General features: G+C 40.5%; 17 protein-coding genes. 5 read left to right on the top strand and 12 right to left on the bottom strand.

Annotation, left to right across the window (positions count from 1 at the left end):
- Positions 1–164 precede the first annotated feature (164 nt).
- From TOL2_RS05790 to TOL2_RS24035, 7 genes are all read right to left on the bottom strand, one after another.
- On the bottom strand, positions 165–635 hold the full coding sequence (locus TOL2_RS05790) for a zf-HC2 domain-containing protein (RefSeq protein ID WP_014956578.1): 471 nt from the start codon (positions 633–635) through the stop codon (positions 165–167).
- A 12-nt stretch (positions 636–647) separates the two neighbouring features.
- Positions 648–1,238, bottom strand: a complete 591-nt coding sequence (locus TOL2_RS05795; RefSeq protein WP_014956579.1) for an RNA polymerase sigma factor — start codon at positions 1,236–1,238, stop codon at positions 648–650.
- Between the two features lie 58 nt (positions 1,239–1,296).
- Complete coding sequence (locus tag TOL2_RS05800) at positions 1,297–1,767, bottom strand: hypothetical protein (RefSeq protein ID WP_014956580.1); 471 nt, start codon at positions 1,765–1,767, stop codon at positions 1,297–1,299.
- A 146-nt stretch (positions 1,768–1,913) separates the two neighbouring features.
- Complete coding sequence (moaA, locus tag TOL2_RS05805; RefSeq protein ID WP_014956581.1) at positions 1,914–2,897, bottom strand: GTP 3',8-cyclase MoaA; 984 nt, start codon at positions 2,895–2,897, stop codon at positions 1,914–1,916.
- A gap of 2 nt (positions 2,898–2,899) precedes the next feature.
- Positions 2,900–4,432 (bottom strand): uroporphyrinogen-III C-methyltransferase, encoded by a 1,533-nt coding sequence (gene cobA, locus TOL2_RS05810; RefSeq protein WP_014956582.1) that lies wholly within the window; start codon positions 4,430–4,432, stop codon positions 2,900–2,902.
- On the bottom strand, positions 4,422–5,354 hold the full coding sequence (hemC, locus tag TOL2_RS05815) for a hydroxymethylbilane synthase (protein ID WP_014956583.1): 933 nt from the start codon (positions 5,352–5,354) through the stop codon (positions 4,422–4,424). Before hemC ends, cobA begins: the two co-directional genes overlap by 11 nt.
- Before the next feature lie 6 nt (positions 5,355–5,360).
- Positions 5,361–5,600, bottom strand: a complete 240-nt coding sequence (locus TOL2_RS24035) for an FmdB family zinc ribbon protein (protein ID WP_083863478.1) — start codon at positions 5,598–5,600, stop codon at positions 5,361–5,363.
- Positions 5,601–5,786: 186 nt separating this feature from the next.
- On the opposite strand from TOL2_RS24035, the gene TOL2_RS05820 reads away from it, so the two are divergent.
- From TOL2_RS05820 to TOL2_RS05835, 4 genes are all read left to right on the top strand, one after another.
- On the top strand, positions 5,787–7,247 hold the full coding sequence (locus TOL2_RS05820; protein ID WP_232508083.1) for a sensor histidine kinase: 1,461 nt from the start codon (positions 5,787–5,789) through the stop codon (positions 7,245–7,247).
- Between the two features lie 113 nt (positions 7,248–7,360).
- Positions 7,361–7,756, top strand: a complete 396-nt coding sequence (locus TOL2_RS05825) for a hypothetical protein (protein ID WP_148278064.1) — start codon at positions 7,361–7,363, stop codon at positions 7,754–7,756.
- Positions 7,757–7,823: 67 nt separating this feature from the next.
- Positions 7,824–9,182 carry a sigma-54-dependent transcriptional regulator gene (locus TOL2_RS05830; protein WP_014956586.1) on the top strand — a complete coding sequence of 453 codons (1,359 nt, stop codon included), beginning with the start codon at positions 7,824–7,826 and terminating at the stop codon, positions 9,180–9,182.
- 454 nt (positions 9,183–9,636) lie between these two features.
- Complete coding sequence (locus TOL2_RS05835; RefSeq protein WP_014956587.1) at positions 9,637–10,443, top strand: N-acyl amino acid synthase FeeM domain-containing protein; 807 nt, start codon at positions 9,637–9,639, stop codon at positions 10,441–10,443.
- 123 nt (positions 10,444–10,566) lie between these two features.
- Here TOL2_RS05835 and TOL2_RS05840 read toward each other — a convergent pair whose 3' ends face one another.
- Genes TOL2_RS05840 through TOL2_RS05860 form a run of 5 tightly spaced genes read right to left on the bottom strand, consistent with a single transcriptional unit; the run spans position 10,567 to position 16,097 of the window.
- Entirely contained in the window at positions 10,567–11,511 is a 945-nt protein-coding gene (locus TOL2_RS05840) for a hypothetical protein (protein ID WP_014956588.1), read from the bottom strand.
- On the bottom strand, positions 11,504–12,073 hold the full coding sequence (locus TOL2_RS05845; RefSeq protein WP_014956589.1) for a D-sedoheptulose-7-phosphate isomerase: 570 nt from the start codon (positions 12,071–12,073) through the stop codon (positions 11,504–11,506). Before TOL2_RS05845 ends, TOL2_RS05840 begins: the two co-directional genes overlap by 8 nt.
- Before the next feature lie 25 nt (positions 12,074–12,098).
- The gene (locus tag TOL2_RS05850) at positions 12,099–13,325 is read right to left on the bottom strand and encodes a tetratricopeptide repeat protein (protein ID WP_014956590.1); all 1,227 of its coding nucleotides are present in this window, start codon (positions 13,323–13,325) and stop codon (positions 12,099–12,101) included.
- Positions 13,322–14,731, bottom strand: coding sequence for an L-seryl-tRNA(Sec) selenium transferase (selA, locus tag TOL2_RS05855; protein ID WP_014956591.1), 1,410 nt, complete (start codon positions 14,729–14,731; stop codon positions 13,322–13,324). The genes TOL2_RS05850 and selA overlap by 4 nt, the downstream gene beginning before the upstream one ends.
- Positions 14,732–14,735: 4 nt before the next feature.
- Positions 14,736–16,097 carry an HDOD domain-containing protein gene (locus tag TOL2_RS05860; protein WP_014956592.1) on the bottom strand — a complete coding sequence of 454 codons (1,362 nt, stop codon included), beginning with the start codon at positions 16,095–16,097 and terminating at the stop codon, positions 14,736–14,738.
- A 262-nt stretch (positions 16,098–16,359) separates the two neighbouring features.
- Here TOL2_RS05860 and TOL2_RS05865 point away from each other — a divergent pair, with 262 nt between their 5' ends.
- Positions 16,360–17,754 (top strand): efflux transporter outer membrane subunit, encoded by a 1,395-nt coding sequence (locus tag TOL2_RS05865; RefSeq protein WP_014956593.1) that lies wholly within the window; start codon positions 16,360–16,362, stop codon positions 17,752–17,754.
- Positions 17,755–17,778: the final 24 nt, after the last annotated feature.

The raw sequence follows: 17,778 nt of genomic DNA on the forward strand, positions 1-17,778 counted from the left end.
CAAACAAAAACAAGATATTCCTGCGAGTATGAAGATTGTTTTCATGAATCTGGCCATGATGCCCCTTTTTTTATCTGTAAAAGTCGTAAAAAATCCAAACAAAGACTTTCATTTTTTGTTGTGGACAGACCCGTATAAAAGACCAAGTCTGCCCGTTGCAGTTATCAGGTTTCAGAAAACCAGATAATGGTATGCTTTTTTGTTTGAGTTTCAATAATCATAACGGAAGCAACATTCGTATCAACCGATGTTACAATCGCACTTGGACCTGTCGGGCCAAACAAACTACCGTGAAACCAAAACAGGCTGATCGTCAATATTGCAGCAATGGATGCAAGTTTCAAGTAAATATTTTTGCCAAAGAATCCATGATCGGTTTTTAAAGATGCTTTTTTGGCGTTTTCAAGTGCCTGTTCTGTTTTTTGCCTCAGTTTTTCAGTATTTATTTTTGATACCGCTTTATCCGCATGATTATTAAACACGATGGATATGGATTTGAAGCGTTCAACTAAACTGTTGCAATCCGGGCAGTTGACATGGTGTCGCGCCAATTCTTCATACCGGTCCAGGGCAAGTTCATGATCAATAAACCTGCTGATCTCTTCAGATGTATATTTTTTGCATGGTGTTTTCATAAAAAAAACCTTTCACTTATTCGATTCCAAAGTCTTGATAAGACTTTTTCTGGCAAAATGAATCCTTGAACTGACCGTTCCTTTTTTAATATTGATTGTTTTGGCAATCTGCTCGTATGAAAGTCCTTCAAAAACATTCAGAACAAAAACCAGCCGTATTTTTTCCGGCAGTTTTCGGATGGCTTTCATAAGATTTTCTTCAAATTGTTTTTTTTCAAATTGCGTTTCCGGATCATTGCTTTTTTTGTTTTCCATAAAAAGGTCTTTATCATTTTCCGATTCTATGGAATCATGATGCCACCTGAATCGTCTTTTCCACTTTCTTTTCCAGTTCAGACTCTGATTTATGGTGATTTTTCTGAGCCATGTGACAAGGCCTGCATCCTGCCTGAAGGTCCGGATATTCTTAAATACGCTGATAAACACATCCTGTACGATCTCCAGGCTCTCCTCATGATCAAGGGTGATACCATAGGCAATTTTTAAGAGCCGGTCCTGGTATGTGTTGACAAGAACCTCGAAAGCCCAGGGCTGACCTTTTTTAAGCCTTTTAACCAGATCCTGTTCATCTGTATTGTCTGCAGTTGCTTTTGGTTTGTTCACAATAAATCAGTTGTTGCGTCTATATTAGCCTACAGATATATATAAGCTGTATGTTCAGTTAATATCTCACCCAAATTTTTGTTTTTTGCCAATACCCATCTTTTACCAGAAACTTTTTATACCTGCCGTTTATCCACTTTCCCCTGCGGTTATAATGGCCGGGGTTCCATTTTTTCTTATAAACCGGCTGTTTCCATATTTTTTCAATCACCCAATGACCTTTGGGGCCAGTTGATATGAAATTTCCATCATGTCTGTTTTTATGGGCGTATCTATGTTGATGGGTGTCTCTATGCTGGTTGGCATATCCGGTATGATGATTTCTGTCCGACCTTGCATAGTGATTTGTGTAATAAGGTTTTGAGTCATGATTGATTTCGTTGATGATGGCTGCACTTAAAATAGCAACGCCTGTGCCCAGCATGAATCCCTCAATGGTATGACGCCTTGCAGACCCTGCATGGGCAGATACCGTGGATAAGCATGCAAATAGAACTACAGCGGTTGTTATGGCGATTATTTTTTTCATTTTTTTATCCTCCGTCTTGGGTTAATGAAAAAAAAGCAGTTGCAAAACAATTGCCTTCTATTAACCATTGACACCGGGAAAATAAAAACGTTCAAAATAATCTAATTTTTTTTACACCATTCGCAAAAAAGACAAAAGATAAAGAATTATCCGCCAATAGACGTCATGTGACTTATGGGGATGTCGTTGCCGGAGTGATCAGTTAAGCCGTGAAATGATGGTTTCTTTTTCAGGGCAGACAGAATGATCTCTTTTAATTCATTGTCAGACGCACCGTTTCTAAGTGGATCAATAATGTCTTTTTCATAGTTGTTTAACAGGCAGGGCCTTAATGTCCCCCTTGATGTAAGCCTCAACCGGTTGCATTCACTGCAAAAATGAGAGCTGATGGGGGTTATAAAACCTACGATTCCATTTGCCCCGTCAATCTGGAATTTTTTTGCAGGGCCGTCATTTCCAGTGCGTTGGACAGGCAAAAGTTTTCCAAATTCAGATTCAATTTTTTCTTTGATTTCATCGGATAATATCTGTTGTTGTTTTTCAACTGCAGAATCTCCCATGGGCATGTATTCAATGAAGCGGATGTGAAACGGGTACTTGATTGTCAGAGCCGTAAGTTTCTCAATCTCATCATCATTAATTCCCTTTAAGATAACGGCATTGAGTTTTATAGGGGATATGCCCAGTTCATGGGCCGTGAAAATGGCGTTCCTGACTTGATTGAATCTGTCCCTGCCGGTGATCACTGCAAATTTGGCCGGGTCCAGAGTGTCAAGACTGAAATTAAGCCGTTTGATACCAAAAGAGATCAGCTCTTTTATTTTTTCCCTGGTCAGCAATGATCCATTGGTGGTAATGGAAATATCTTTCAGGCTTTCAATGGCACACAATTTTTTCAGGAATGAAAAGATGTTCTTTCTTACAAAAGGTTCTCCCCCGGTAATCCTGACTTTTGTTATGCCAAGTTCACAGGCAAGCCTGGTAATTCTTAGGATTTCTTCATACCTGGCAATTTTTTCATGTTCGATCACATGAAAGGGTGTGGATGGAACGCAGTATCGGCACCTGAAGTTGCACCGGTCTGTGACTGATATACGAAGATAATTAATGGTACGGTTTCCGGCAATCATTTTTATTCACAGCTTTCATAATATGATGACAATGAATCCACAAGCCCTTGAATGGTATACTCTTTGGCTTCAATGTCCGGTTTGATGTCAAGTAATCTTGCCGTGTCCGATGTGATGGGTCCAATGCTGGCTGTCACGACATTTGCTAAAAGTTTTTTGGCGTCTTTTGATTCAAGCAGGGACATGAAGTTGGATACTGTGGAAGAACTGGTGAAGGTTACTGCATCAATTTCATTTTTTTCCAGAAGGGATATCAACTCTTTTTTTCCTCCCTTTGCAAGCCGGGTTTCATAGGCAATAACCTCATCGACCCTTGCACCCATTTTTGTCAGCTCTTCAGGCAGGATTGTCCTGGCTTTCTTTGCTCTTGGGAGCAATATTTTTTTGTTGTTTATCTCAACAGAGGAGAATGCATCAATTACACTTTCGGCTCTATAGGTTTTTGGCAAAATATCACTGATAATGCCGTAATCTTTCAGCCTTTCTTTGGTTACAGGACCGATACAGGCGAATTTAAGGTGTCCCAGCACTCTCACGTCTTTGCCCATGTCAAACAAAGTATCAAAAAAGAATTTAACCCCATTGACACTGGTAAAGATAAGCCAGTCATAATTTTTGATATTTTCAACGGATGCTTTTAATGGTGAGGTATCTTCAGGAGCGGTAATTTGGATGGTCGGAATTTCAATACAGTTGGCCCCAAGTTTTGAGAGCTTTGAAACAAGATCGCTTGCCTGGGCACGGGCCCTGGTGATCACAATTCGTTTGCCGAACAATGGCCTTTTATCAAACCAGGCCAGTTCATTCCTCAAAGAGACCACATGGCCTATGATGATAATGGATGGAGATTTGAGCTTTGCCTGCTGTACCTGTTCAACAATTGTTTCAAGGGTGCCGGTAACGGTCTGCTGACGGGCCGTTGTTCCCCATCTGACCAGAGCAATGGGTGTGTCGGATGGTTTGCCGTGTTCAATCAGGTTTTTTACAATATTTGCAAGATTTTTAACTCCCATCAAAAACACAAGGGTTGCATTGGATTTTGCATACACATCCCATTGCATACTGGTGTCTTTTTTGGTGGGATCTTCATGGCCTGTAATAAATGATACAAAAGAGGTGTGGTCTCTGTGGGTTACCGGAATTCCTGCATAGGCGGGTGCTGCGATTGCAGAGGTAACCCCTGGAACCACTTCATAGGGCACCCCGTGACCCAGAAGCATCTGAGCTTCTTCTCCCCCACGGCCAAACACGAACGGGTCACCGCCTTTAAGCCTGGCCACATCAAATCCCTGTTTGGCTTTGTCCACCAGCAGCTGGTTGATTTTATCCTGGGAAAGAGTGTGATCGCCCCCTTTTTTCCCTACATAAATAATCTGGGCATCTTTTCCGGCGTAATTGAGTAAAAAAGGCGATGCAAGATAATCATAGACCACAACATCTGCGGTTTCGATACATTCTTTTGCCTTAATTGTTAAAAGACCAGGATCACCGGGACCTGCACCAATCAGATATACTTTGCCAGTCTTATGCGTCATTTGAATTCAAACTCTCCAATATTTTTTTTCCGCCTTTTTCAAGAACCTTGTCGGCAAGTATTCGGCCATTTAGTTCCATTTTATCCATTGGGGAAACAAGTTGCTCTTTAATCAGTTCTTTGCCGTCTTCAGAAGCGACGACCGCAGTCAGAACCACGTTATTGTTCTCAATTTTACCAAAACAGGCCACCGGGATGTGGCAGGAACCCTCAATTTGTTTTAGAAATGCCCGTTCGCCGGTCACACATATTCTTGTGTCATAATGGTCGAGTTTTTCCATGATCAATGCAATGTCGTCATCATTTGCTCTTGTTTCAATGCACAAAGCACCTTGTCCCACAGCCGGTATCATTATGGTTTCGTCCAGGTATTCGGTGATTTGACTTTCCTGTTCAAGGCGGATAAGACCTGCTGCTGCCAGTACAATGGCATCATATTCGCCGGATTTCAGTTTTTTGATCCGGGTATCCAGGTTACCCCGGATGGATTCAATGGTCAGATCAGGACGGATATGCTTTATCTGGGAGGCGCGCCTGAGACTTGAAGTGCCGATTTTTGCCCCTTTTTTATACTCGGCAAGCATGCGGCTGCCGTTTGAAATGAGAACATCAAACGGGTTTTCTCTTTTTGGAATAGCACCAATGATAAGCCCTTGGGGGAGTTCACCCGGCATGTCTTTCATGCTGTGGACGGCAAGATCAATATCGTTATTCAAGAGTGCAGTTTCGATTTCCTTGACAAACAACCCTTTTCCTCCCACCATGGCAAGGGGCCGGTCCGTGATTTGGTCCCCGGTTGTTTTAATGATTTTTAATCCAACTTCCAGATCAGGGAAAAGGCGCTCAATTTCTGATTTTATAAAATTGGCCTGCCACAAGGCAAGCATGCTTCCTCTGGTACCGATGCATATGTTTTTTTTCATGAAAGCCTAACCTATCCCGCAGGAAGAACAATTGGAAGAAGAACAGCCGCTGCATGCAGATGAAGCAGAAGATTTGACCTGGGTTTCACCGCCAGGCCCGGATGATTTTGAAACAAAACCGCAGGCAGACATCAATCTTGATAGATCCTGACTGTCACAAGAGGGGCATTCAGGTTTTGTGCTGCCCATCACAAGAGTTTCAAAGTTATTGCCGCAAGTGTTGCACTTATATTCATAAATTGGCATTTTTTTACCTCATGTTATTCCTGTTTACGTAAGCTTTCTAATATAAGGATTTATTTGAATATTTTCAAGTCTTGATCTTTCTTGCAAAAATAATATTTTTTGTTTATTCTGTGATTCCTGATAAACAAATCTGTAGCCCTCAATAAATAATTTTTGTTTCCCGATGGATATTAAACTAATTAATTTATGATGCCATTTACTATATTTAAACGCCTGGTGATCGGAAATATTATCATCCTTTTGCTTATTTTTACGCTTGGCAGTGTTGTGCTTTTCAATCTTACCAGACTTCAGAAACTTACCCGGGAAATTGTCGTTAAAAATCAGGAAAGCCTCATTGTTGGTGATCGTCTTCTGGATTCGTTTGCTTCACTTGTCAAATTCGGTGAAAAATATTTTGTATCCAGGGATATTGATTATTACAATAGGTTTGTAGAAGTAAAAATAAATCTGGAAAAAGATTTCCAAACAATTGCAGATATTATGGAGACAGACGAACAAAAACATCTGCTTTCCGAATCTCTTGCATCGTTTGAACGTTATTTGGAACGGTTTGAGGAAAACGCAGGACAGGTGATAATCGGTAAAAAAATCAATATTGATTTTTTTTTAACGCAAAATGGACCGGATATTAACACCACAGCCGGGGATTTGAAAAAAATTCTTGCCATTACCAGGAGTATTATTACCGACAAAACAAATTTGTCCAGCAAGATGACCCATCAGATTATTATTGTCACGGTTTTTACTACGGTGTTGACCGTTTTTTTAGGGATGATAATAACAACTTTCAACACTCAGTCAATTACTAAATCCATCACTCGCCTTCAAAAAAAAATCGAAAAAATTGCCCAGGGAGATTTCGAGGAAATCCATACGATCAAAGGCCCGAAAGAAATTCAGGATTTGTCATTGCATTTTAATGCAATGTGCTGCAGGTTAAAAGAATTGGATAGCTTAAAGGCTGATTTTGTAAGCCATGTGTCTCACGAGATGAAAACACCGGTCACTTCAATAAAAGAAGCGTCCGCAATGCTGTCCAAGGGATTCTACTCGGATGACCCACAAAAACTAAAGGAATTGTTTTGTCTGATTCATGAAGAATGCAACCGGCTTTTAAACTCGGTTATGAGAATTCTGGATTATTCTAAAATGGAAGCAAACCGTATGGAATACAATTGTGTAAGGCTCAGTTTGCCTGATGTTGTCCGCAAATCAATTTTGAAACTTGCACCATTGTCACAAAAAAAACAGATTGACCTTGAATTTTTTCCACCTTTACCGAATATTCCGGACGTTTATATTGATGAAAACAGGATTATAGAAGTTTTGGATAACCTGATCGGCAATGCCCTGAAATTTACGCCGGTAAAGGGTAAGGTCGATGTCCAATGCTTTTCTCAGGATTCAGGTAAAAATCTGATGTTAACTGTAGAGGATAACGGGCCTGGAATAAAACCTGAAAATCTTGACAAGATTTTTTATAAATTCAAACAAATTGACAATGGTCTTGGCACTCGAATGGGAACAGGGCTTGGGCTTTCGATTTCAAAATATATCATCAAGGCACATGGGGGAAACATATGGGCGCAAAGCCGGTATTCAAAAGGTACGAAAATATTGGTTACTTTGCCTGCTGCATTGTGATTGGCTTGTTTTTATCCGGTTGTCTGCATGCTGTCTTTTTGCGGGAATTGCCATATTCCATTGATACTAATGAAAAAAAATATCTGATTGCTACACAGAGGTTGGTTTCGGACATGGATTTTCAATCAGCTGAAAGGGAAACTCAACGCATTTTGGAATACTACAGCAGTGTTTCCGGTATGAATGATATTATTTTATCCAATTATATTGAAAATACACGGATCATATCCGACCTGCTGACAAGGATCATGGAGGATGAAAAAAAAAAGCAGGCTTTTATCAGGGAACTTCTTTTAAAGGAAGAGAAGATAAAGGCTTTGACCCTGAAGGCAGGGTCTCTTAAAAAGAAAGCAGATGTTCAACAAGAACAACTGGATGATATGGAGAAGGTGTTTGAAAAATTAAAGCTTCTTGAAAATGAAAAAAAACGCCTTCAAAAGCAGATTGAGCAGTTAAAGCAAATTGATTTGAACCCGAATAAGATTATCGATAAACCTGATCCGGCCTGACCTATATCACCCGGCTAAAAAATTTATACCGGTGATTAACAAAACTTTATAACTTTGGGATTTTAAATTGGAAAACATATTAATAGTAGATGATGACCTTTCTTTGCTCAAAGTGCTTAAAATGAGGCTTGAGGCGGAAAAATACAGGGTGACTGATGTATCAAACGGGTCGGATGCCCTGGGGGCGGCAACTGATGATTCTTTTGACCTTGCCATTATTGATTATCAATTAAAAGATGAAAACGGCGTTGAACTGATGGAAGCGCTCAACAGAATCGACCCAGATCTGCCCGTAATCATATTGACGGCCTACGGCACCATCAACAAGGCTGTATCTGCAATTAAAAAAGGAGCTTACAGTTATCTTACAAAGCCGTTTGAAGATTCTGATTTGATTCAGCATGTCAAAAGATGTCTTGAAAAAAACAAATTAACAAAGGAAGTCAAAGAGCTGCGCGGCATGGTATCTGAAAAGTTCGGGTTTGAAAATATTATTGCCAAAGATGAAAATATGAAAACCGTTCTCAAAAAAATTGTTCAGGCAGCCGGGACAGATTCCAATATATTGATTGAAGGTGAAAGCGGCACCGGCAAAGAGCTGATTGCCAAATCCATTCATGTGTCAGGGACCAGGGGAAAAGGTCCTTTTATTGCCATCAATTGCGCTGCTATTCCTGAATCTTTGTTTGAAAGTGAACTTTTCGGCTTTAAAAAAGGGGCGTTTACAGGTGCTGTAAAAAACAAGAAAGGTTTTTTGCAGCAGGCCCGGAACGGGACTTTTTTCTTTGATGAGATAACGGAAATACCGGTATCCATACAGGCCAAGCTGCTCAGGGTGTTGCAGGAAAATGAATTCTATTCGCTGGGGGGTAATGAAAAAATCAAATTTGAGGCCCGTATCATTGCTGCCACCAATAAAAATTTATTTGATGAAGTATCCAAAGGAAATTTCAGGGAAGATTTGTATTACAGGATTCATGTTATTCCAATAACCCTGCCTCCGTTGAGGGAACGACGGGACTGTATTCCAATCCTGGCCCATTTTTTTTTAAATGAATTCAGGCAGCAGATGAAAAAAAATGTCAGCCAGTTTTCATCGGCTGCCATGAAAAAACTTGTTAACGCGCCTTGGCCCGGGAATGTCCGGGAATTGAAAAATGTTGTGGAATATTGTGTTGCCATGTCCAAAAATCCTGTCATCTCACAGGATCTGATCATGCTGGACCCGGAAGACCTTTGTGATGAACTAAAACCGTTTAAAGAAGCAAAATTGGATTTTGAGAGAAATTATATCATCCAGCTGCTTCGGCTGACCGGAGGAAATGTGAGCCGGGCAGCAAAGCTTGCCGGTAAATACAGGGCGGATTTTTATGACCTGATGAAAAAATGCGGGGTAAAGGCCGAAGACTTCAGGGATATGGTGTAGTGATTTCCATACATGTTTACAAAATCCGGCTCTCTGCAATTGATTGCCGGGAATAATGTCACACAGCGGTTTTTGTATGTATTGTTTTTCATACGCTGATTAATATATAGATATTATTAATATTTTCAAGTATTTATACCAATAATAGGATGAATTGGATTGTTTTTCATACGCTTTTGAGAAAATTTCTTGTTTTCCATCTGTCCTTTTTTCCTGCTTCCTGAAATGTTTTTATTGTCAGCTCTTCTTTTAACTGTCTGAAATCATAATATCTTAATTTAAACATAACAAGCCTTTTCTAAGTTTTATGCATCGAATCAACCTTCTGGTATTGTTATTGCTATAATGTAATATCAAGCTTTGAACAATGTCTTTAAGACAAATATCGGATTCGGGAAAATACCGTTTCACAAGGCTCTGGTTACAGATTAACAAATCAAGGGAAAAGGTAGTTATGACTAAATTTAATAAAGAATCATTTCAAAATGCGGACTTGAGACAACTGATCAGGATAGATGAATTTAAAATGGCTCAATATTATTTTAAACCTGCAAGTTGTATCAAAGACTATTTTGCCGCATTAAAACTCGTTCAGGATGTATATATTGAAGAGGGGTATGTTAATGCTGATGATTCATCCTGTCCATGCAGAATCCTTGAAAATCATTTTTTTGAGAAAACCATTGTATTTATAGGTAAAAAAAAGGAACAAGTGGTTTTTACGGTCAGCCTTTTTCCTGATTCATCAAACAGATTGCCCATGGACCGGATTTATAAAAAAGAACTGGATCATCTGAGATCTCAGGGCAGAATGATCGGTGAGGTGGGATGCCTTGCCACACATCCTGAATTCAGGGACGGATCACAAAATATTTTAATGCACGGCAACAAGATCATGCTCAAATATGCCATGGAACATCTTAAACTGGATGATCTGGTAATTACCGTTAATCCGAAGCATGCGCTGGTCTATAAAGAAATTTTGCTGTTTGAAGAAATCGGGCAAGGAGAAATCAAGGCACACCCCAAAGTGAACGGAAATCCTGCCATTGCAATGAGGTTAAACCTGCATGAGGTGGAGGAAAAATGCAGGCATTTTTATCAGAACAATCCGTTGGAATCAAATCTTCATCATTTTTTGTTTGTCAAACAAAATGATACCCTTCAGCTTCCGGAAAACAACGCAGACCAGTGCAATAATTACTCCCGGTTTTTAGCTCCGCTTATCAGCCAAAGCACATACAACAGCCTGTCTATCTGAACATTACCGTTTATTAATAGGTAAAAATGTTTTTTTATCTGAAAGTCGTAAAAAAATCATACAAAGACTTTCAATTTTTGTTGTGGGCAAATCTGAGCGAAAGACCAGGTCTGCCCGTGTCTGTTATATGGACTCAATGATGCCTGCTGCGATAAGGGGTATCAGGATTTCATGGTGCCCGACAATGCTGAACCCCTTGCCTTTGCCAAGGGTGGGGCGGTTCACCACATTGGTCATGGGCCTGTAATGGCGGATAAAATCAAGATTGAGTGTTGTAAAATCATCCAGCGTATGGCCCAGGTTTCTGACCAGGGTCACGGCCTTCAGAAAAACTTCAGGCATGATGACGGCAGATCCGGCATTGATAAACACGCCTTTTTCAAGACCTGTTATCTGTGAGGCAAACAGCTTGAAATCATAATGGGAGGCTGCGCCACAGGCCGCTGCATCAAAATCGGGATGCATATGTATGATATCAGTGCCAATGGCCACATGAACGGTCACGGGAATATCAAGGGCAGCTCCGGATGCTGTCAAACTCAAATGTTTATAGGTAAGGTCTTTTTCAAGGATCAGCTCTCCTACAGCTTTTCCCAGTCCAATGCCATGTTTTGCTGCATTTTTTATGGCCTGGTTGAGAAAGGCTGATGTCTCTTTTGCCATTCCAAAACTGCCGTTGCCGATTGATTGTGCCACATCTTCCGAAGTCATTCCCGTCATGGCGGTTTCAAGGTCATGGATAATGCCGGACCCGTTCATGGAGAGCATGGTAAAAACATTTTTTTTCATCAGATCAATCACAATGGGAGACATGCCGGTTTTGATGACATGACCGCCCATGGCAAAACAGACCTGTTTGTTCTGTTTTGCAGCACGGCTGATGGCGTCTATCACGGAGCGCAGATCATTTCCGGCCAGAATGGAGGGAAGACCTGCAAGAAAATCTGAAAAATTATTGCCTTTTTTCCACGGTATTGAAAAGTCCTTTATATTCACTTTACTGTGTCTATTCTTGATGGAATAGGTTTTAAGCCTGCCAAAATCCAATTTTTTGAATGAATCACTCATTGAACATTATCCTTTCCGTCAGGTCGCACAGTATGTGGGCCAGCAGGATATGGACTTCTTGTATCCTTGCTGTTGTGTCGCAATCAACACAAAAACAAATATCTGTCAATTGTTTTAATTTGCCATTGTTTCCTGAGAAACCAACACTCAAAATCTCCATTTGCTTTGCTTGCCTAACCGCTTTGATAATGTTTGGAGAATTTCCGGAAGTTGAGATGCCAAGGGCAATATCTCCTTTTTTTCCAAGGGCCTGTATCTGTTTGGAAAAAATATCTTCATAAGAATAGTCATTGCTGATACTGGTGATAACGGATGTATCAGTGGTCAGGGCAATGGCTGCCAGCGGTTTTCTTTCCATCCTGAATCTGTTGACAAATTCTGCGGCAATATGCTGGCAGTCTGCTGCACTGCCGCCATTTCCGAATAAAAGTATTTTTCTGCCTTTTTTCAGAGCTGCTGCCATTATGGAGGCACAGGATTCAATGTTTTCAATATTATCGGAGAAAAATTCTTTTTTTACTGTGATACTGTCGTTAACAGATTGTTGAATAAGATTCTTCATAATTGACTGATTCTTTCAATAAGTGTTATGATGCGGATTTAATTTTTTCTTCCTGACTGGCGTGAACTTCAATTTTTTTCATTATTGCTTTTAATCTGTCTTTGAACAGGCTGTTGGCCGGTTGAATGGCAATGCTTTTTTTTGCAAGGCTAATAGCAATGTTCAGGTTTTTATCCTGAAGCAACATGGATTTTGCATACCCTGACAAAGCAACAGCATCCAGAGGATTGAGTTTGACGGCTTTGTTAAATTCAATCCCGGCTTTTTCAGGCTGATTTTTAGCCAGATAAATTTCCCCCTTTATCCTGAAAACAAGGCCTGATTCAGGATTTATCCGGCTTGCCGCTTCAAGATGAGCCATGGCCCGGTCAAACTGCTGAATTTTAAACAGCAGCTTTCCCAGAAGAAATTCAACTTCAAAAACACAATCATCAATGTCATGGGCTTTGTGCAAACACTGAATTGCCTGGTACAGATTGCCGTTAATCTGGTAAAGAAGGCCTGTATTATAAATGACCATCACTTCATTGGGATTGATTTTCAAGGCTTTTTCAAATTCAAGTTTTGCATTGTCCAGCTTTCCCATGACCCCGAAACAGACCCCCAGGCTGTTGATCAGGTTAATGTTATTGGGTTCTATTTCAAGGCCTTTTTTATATTCTTTGATGGCCATGTTGTATTTGTTCAGCTGATAAAGCCGGTCTGCACTGATATTAATGGATACAGCATCAAAGTGAATCAGGGTGTCAGGCCCGAAAAAGGCTGCGTGATCCGCAGCTTTGAGAGCATTGACAACTGTTTGGGGTTTTGAAAAATCATGACAGGGAAATTTTGCCACCCCCATAAGAATCTCTGTTCTAAAGGCTGTAGATAGCTTTTCTTTTAATGAAACAAGGCGATTTGCAGCTTTTTTTTCACTTTCATAGCCACAGAATGCCATAATAAATGATGTTTTGCTTAAGCATTTCCAGATGCCTTTTTTATGATCAGGAAAGGAGTTAAAAAAGGTTTCAAGTGTCTCTTTTTTGTTCTTTATGATTGATTCAGACCTGTCCGAATTAAGCTCAAGTACTGCACACAAAAAATTATTCCAGGATATGGTGACTTCGGACAGCTTTTTTTGAAAGGCTTTGATCCGGTTTTTTTTTGTCAAAAGCAGATCACTGAAATATGTTTCAGGTGGCTTGATCTTGAAATTATCAGAATCTTTTTTCAGAAAATGAATTTCTTTTGAAGAGAATTTGACAGTCATTTTTTTTTCAATATTTTTGTTAGATTTGACGAGATAATTGCCTCCTGACCATTTTGAATCGTTCTTGGATCCAAAATATATTTATTATCCTCGATCCTGGCGATAACAGCCGGTGTTGACAGGCGCATATGGAGTTCAAGTTTGGATACAGACATATCTTTGGGTTGAATTGTAATACACCTGGTCGGAAGATTCAGTGCAGGAAATGACCCGCCTCCCGGTCTTGAATTCATGTCTGCAACATCAATGTCTGCAAGCATTCCGATATCCTTTTTAATGGTTTTAAATAAAAGATCGGCTTTTTTACTGATTTCTTTAAAGGGCAGGGTAAGCATCCTTAACGTGGGGATTTGCCGGATGGCTTTTTTTTCATCCCTGTAAAGGCTTAAGGTTGATTCAAGAGCTGCAAGGGTAAGTTTGTCAATTCTCAATGCACGGGTTAAAGGGTTGCGTTTTATCTGATCGATGATATGTTTTTTTCCCACAATAATGCCGGCCTGGGGTCCTCCCAGAAGTTTGTCTCCGCTGAATGTGACAACATCCGCACCCGAACCAACCGAATCAGAAACAGTTGGCTCCGGGGGAAGACCATATTTTGAAAAATCAATCAAGGTTCCGGAACCTAAATCTTCCATGACCGGGATGTTTTTTTCTTTTCCCAGCAATACCAGATCTTTTAAGGCAACGCTTGCCGTAAAACCTTCAATTTTATAATTACTGGCATGAACTTTTAAAAAAAGGCCGGTTTCATCAGATACCGCACTCTCATAATCTTTTAAGTGGGTCCGGTTTGTGGTGCCGACTTCCTTTAGGATGCATCTGCTTTTTGACATCACGTCCGGCACCCGGAAAGACCCTCCGATTTCAACAAGTTCACCCCTGGATACAACAACCTGTCTGTCTTTGGCAATGGTGTTCAATGCCAGTAAAACAGCACCTGCATTGTTGTTGACAACAATTGCACTCTGGGCACCGGTCAGTTCGCAGATCAGTTCATCCACTGCTTCATATCGGATACCGCGTTTGCCTGTTTCAATTTTCAGCTCAAGGTTGGAATAGGATTGCGCAATGGTTTTGATATTTTTTAACGCTGCATCACAAAGAAGCGCACGTCCAAGATTTGTGTGGAGAACAACTCCGGTTGCATTGATGACATGGACAAGCCTGGATTTGATTTTGTCTTGTGCAAGTATGCCTGCCTCATCAAGGATTGTTTCATCTGTTATGGGGTGTTCAATATTTTCCGACAGGATATCTTTTCTAGTCCGGTCAAGCGCTTTTCTTATGGAATCAAGAATAACACTTCGGGGGATATCCATTAATTGATCATCTTTTTTTGCAAGTTCCAGAAGATGATCAACTCCCGGCAAATTTTTAAGGAGGTTATGTTTGTTGGAATTCGTCACTTTTTTACCTTTGTGTGGTTAATATATCATCGTCATTGCTGAATGTATTGATGGGAATGACATCAACCAGTTCAGGCAGATCCGCCATTTTAAATCCCAGTTGGTCAAGGGCATTTTCAAGGCTTTGAGTCTGCATTTTTTCAAGGTCAAATCCTACATGAAATTTTTCCATGAGAAGGTCTGAAAGATAGATGATATAAACAAGATCTTTGTTTTTTTTTGCTTTTTCCGGGGTGTGATGCAATTGAATGACTTCAGATAATCCATCTGAAAAGTTCCATTTTCTGGCCAGAAGAGCGCCTGCCTCACCATGGGTAATCCCCAATAGTTTTTTTTCAGCATTTATAAAATTTTCATTTTTTTGATACAGGCTTCTGAAAAAAAGAGGTGATCTGATGGAGACAAATTGATCCAGAATGACTTTGCCGATATCGTGAAGAAGTCCTGCCGTATAAGCCTCTTTTAAAAGGGGACGGCCTGATTTTTCTGCAATTTTTTCAGCAAAGGATGCCACTCCCACTGCATGGAAAAAAAGCCCGCCTTTGCAAAGAGAATAGCCGGATGTCCCTATTTGGTTGTAATACATATCAACCGCAGCGGTGATCACGGATTTGATCAGCATGGTTTCGCCTAATAAAAGCACGGCCTCTTTGAGTGTATCAATTTTTACAGTCCCGGCAAAAAGTGCTGAATTGCATAGCTTTAAGGTTTGTCCTGAAAGAACCTGATCCTTGGAAAGCTCTTCGGTAATATCCGTAATATGGTGTCGGGAGAACTGGAACATCCTGAATATTTTTAATGCTATCTGAGGAATCGGCTTTAATTGATCAATGGTGTTTAAGATCTCGTCCATTGACGGTGCTGTAAAACGGTTTTGTGACTTAAAAGTGTCTTCCAGAGCAGGATTTATAAAGGTTTTGCCCGTGGCCATATTCAATTCAAGAGTGCAGGTAAAAAATCCACCGGTTTCTGATTTTATGGTTTTGATTTTGTAACTTCTAAGTATTGATACGGCAATATCCATGGATCTTCCGCCAATATCAAGGTTTATATCCTGCTGGGTGACTGGCCCTATAAGCGCACCTCCGGCAATTGTGGCCTCTAAATTTTCAGGTTTTGCACCCAGTTTTATCAAATGGTTTATGAGCAGGGGAACACCGGTCGACGCATATTTTTCTGAAAATACTGCACTTGCGATTCCGGTGGGTTCGGGCAGCAGGATATGGATCATTCCTCCAACCTGTGTTGACGCGTCATACAGGGCAATGCCCAGGCAGGTTCCAAGATAGGCCTTGTATATGCTTGATTGTTCTTTGCCGACTTTAAATTGACCTGCTGAAATATGTTCGATTTTCTGATAATTCATTTGAAAATTATAGTTTCCAGTTTTTTCTTATAAGAAAGTCTTTAAAAAATCATACAGAGACTTTCAATTTTTGTTGTGGGCAAACATGGATGAAAGGCCAAGTCTGCCCGTGGCAGTTATATAAAATATTGTTTAGATATCATTAATTATCTAAAGGTTTCAACTATATTTAAAAAACTATTATATCTTTATAAGATCAGTATTGCCTTATCAGTGAATTTAAATTATTTTAAGGGCTTGATACAAGAGGAAAAAATGAATAATGAAGTCTGTTTTTTTTGTTATGCTGGCAAGTGTGGTGATCTTTTCCGGTTGTAAGACCCTTAAACCGGAACCTGGAACTCTTCTTTCCCTGAAAATTCCTGATCGTTTTTCTGTTGATGCAGGCGACAATGATTCCATTGAAAACTGGTGGTTTTTATTTGAAAGTGATGAACTCACTTCATTGATCAATCATGCAGTGGACCACAATTTTGATTTGAAAATTTTAAAAACAAAGGTAATTCAGGCAAAAGCTAACCTTGAAAAAGAAGAAGCATCTTTTTTTCCTGAACTTGGGTTTTCATTTGGAGGGCAGAAAAAAGAAACCCGGGTTAAAAATACATACAGCAGCCCTTCTGACTATGATGGCAGCCATTCATGGGACGGATCATTGAGAGGGGCTTATAATCTTGATGTATGGGGGCAGTCAAATGCCGGGAAACAGGTTGAAATTTTAAGCCTTAAGGCTGCCGAACAGGATTTAAAGTTTTCCACCCTTGAATTGACGGCACAAATTGCAGAAAACTGGATTGATATCATTGCGGCCCGGCATAAGAAGAGCATATTGGGCAATCAGATCAAAATAAACAACACCCTGCTGGAACTTCAAACATTAAGATTTGTGAATGGAAAGGCAAATGCTTTGGATGTGTCTCAGCAGCGCGAAGTTCTGGCAGAGGCAAATTCCCAGTTGCCTTTGCTTGAAAAGCAGGAAAAGTTGTTGTTGAATAACCTGGCCTTTTTATCCGGGAAAACAGATCTTAAGCCTGTTGAAATGACCACCAAAATTCTTCCTGATCCATTGCCCCTGCCCAAGGTCGGGATTCCGTCCGATCTTTTAGAAAATCGGCCGGATATACAGGCGGCTGGAATGCGCTTGTCGTCAGGCCAATGGGAAATTACGGCTGCCAGGGCAGATCGTTTGCCTTCATTTGATTTGACAGCTCAGGCCCTGTTTTCAAGTGGAAAGCTGGATCTTTTGTTTCACAACTGGGTTTCAACCCTTGCCGGCAGCATTGCCGGGCCGATTTTGGACGGGGGGCTCAGAAAAGCGGAAATAAAAAGACTCAAAGCTGTTGCAGACGAACAATTGACCCTTTATGCCAGGACAGTTGCCAAAGCCATTGTCGAGGTTGAAGACAGCCTGGTCAGCATCGACAAACAAGCGGCTTATATCCGATTGCTTGAAGAAGAGCTGGCCGTGGCAAGGTTGACCTTGAAAGATGCCGGGGTGCAATATCAAAATGGCCAGAGCAGTTATCTGGCTTATCTTACTGCCTGGACTCATATTGAGCAGCTGGAAAGAAAATTGGTGGGTGAGCGAGCAGCACTTATCAAAGAAAGGATCGGTCTTTACAGGGCACTTGGCTGGAATCCGATTCCTGGAACAACATAAATCAAGGACACATCTGATTATGGC

The organism is Desulfobacula toluolica Tol2 (assembly GCF_000307105.1).
GTDB lineage: Bacteria > Desulfobacterota > Desulfobacteria > Desulfobacterales > Desulfobacteraceae > Desulfobacula > Desulfobacula toluolica.

What these genes read in the sequence shown, in the direction of transcription:
- TOL2_RS05840 (WP_014956588.1), bottom strand. Translation starts at nt 11,511, where the DNA reads ATGAGTGATTCATTCAAAAAATTGGATTTTGGCAGGCTTAAAACCTAT.
- moaA (WP_014956581.1), bottom strand. Translation starts at nt 2,897, where the DNA reads ATGATTGCCGGAAACCGTACCATTAATTATCTTCGTATATCAGTCACA.
- TOL2_RS05860 (WP_014956592.1), bottom strand. Translation starts at nt 16,097, where the DNA reads ATGAATTATCAGAAAATCGAACATATTTCAGCAGGTCAATTTAAAGTC.
- TOL2_RS05825 (WP_148278064.1), top strand. Translation starts at nt 7,361, where the DNA reads ATGGATTTTCAATCAGCTGAAAGGGAAACTCAACGCATTTTGGAATAC.
- TOL2_RS05820 (WP_232508083.1), top strand. Translation starts at nt 5,787, where the DNA reads ATGATGCCATTTACTATATTTAAACGCCTGGTGATCGGAAATATTATC.
- TOL2_RS05800 (WP_014956580.1), bottom strand. Translation starts at nt 1,767, where the DNA reads ATGAAAAAAATAATCGCCATAACAACCGCTGTAGTTCTATTTGCATGC.
- cobA (WP_014956582.1), bottom strand. Translation starts at nt 4,432, where the DNA reads ATGACGCATAAGACTGGCAAAGTATATCTGATTGGTGCAGGTCCCGGT.
- TOL2_RS05850 (WP_014956590.1), bottom strand. Translation starts at nt 13,325, where the DNA reads ATGACTGTCAAATTCTCTTCAAAAGAAATTCATTTTCTGAAAAAAGAT.
- TOL2_RS24035 (WP_083863478.1), bottom strand. Translation starts at nt 5,600, where the DNA reads ATGCCAATTTATGAATATAAGTGCAACACTTGCGGCAATAACTTTGAA.
- TOL2_RS05835 (WP_014956587.1), top strand. Translation starts at nt 9,637, where the DNA reads ATGACTAAATTTAATAAAGAATCATTTCAAAATGCGGACTTGAGACAA.
- TOL2_RS05865 (WP_014956593.1), top strand. Translation starts at nt 16,360, where the DNA reads ATGAAGTCTGTTTTTTTTGTTATGCTGGCAAGTGTGGTGATCTTTTCC.
- TOL2_RS05845 (WP_014956589.1), bottom strand. Translation starts at nt 12,073, where the DNA reads ATGAAGAATCTTATTCAACAATCTGTTAACGACAGTATCACAGTAAAA.
- TOL2_RS05790 (WP_014956578.1), bottom strand. Translation starts at nt 635, where the DNA reads ATGAAAACACCATGCAAAAAATATACATCTGAAGAGATCAGCAGGTTT.
- hemC (WP_014956583.1), bottom strand. Translation starts at nt 5,354, where the DNA reads ATGAAAAAAAACATATGCATCGGTACCAGAGGAAGCATGCTTGCCTTG.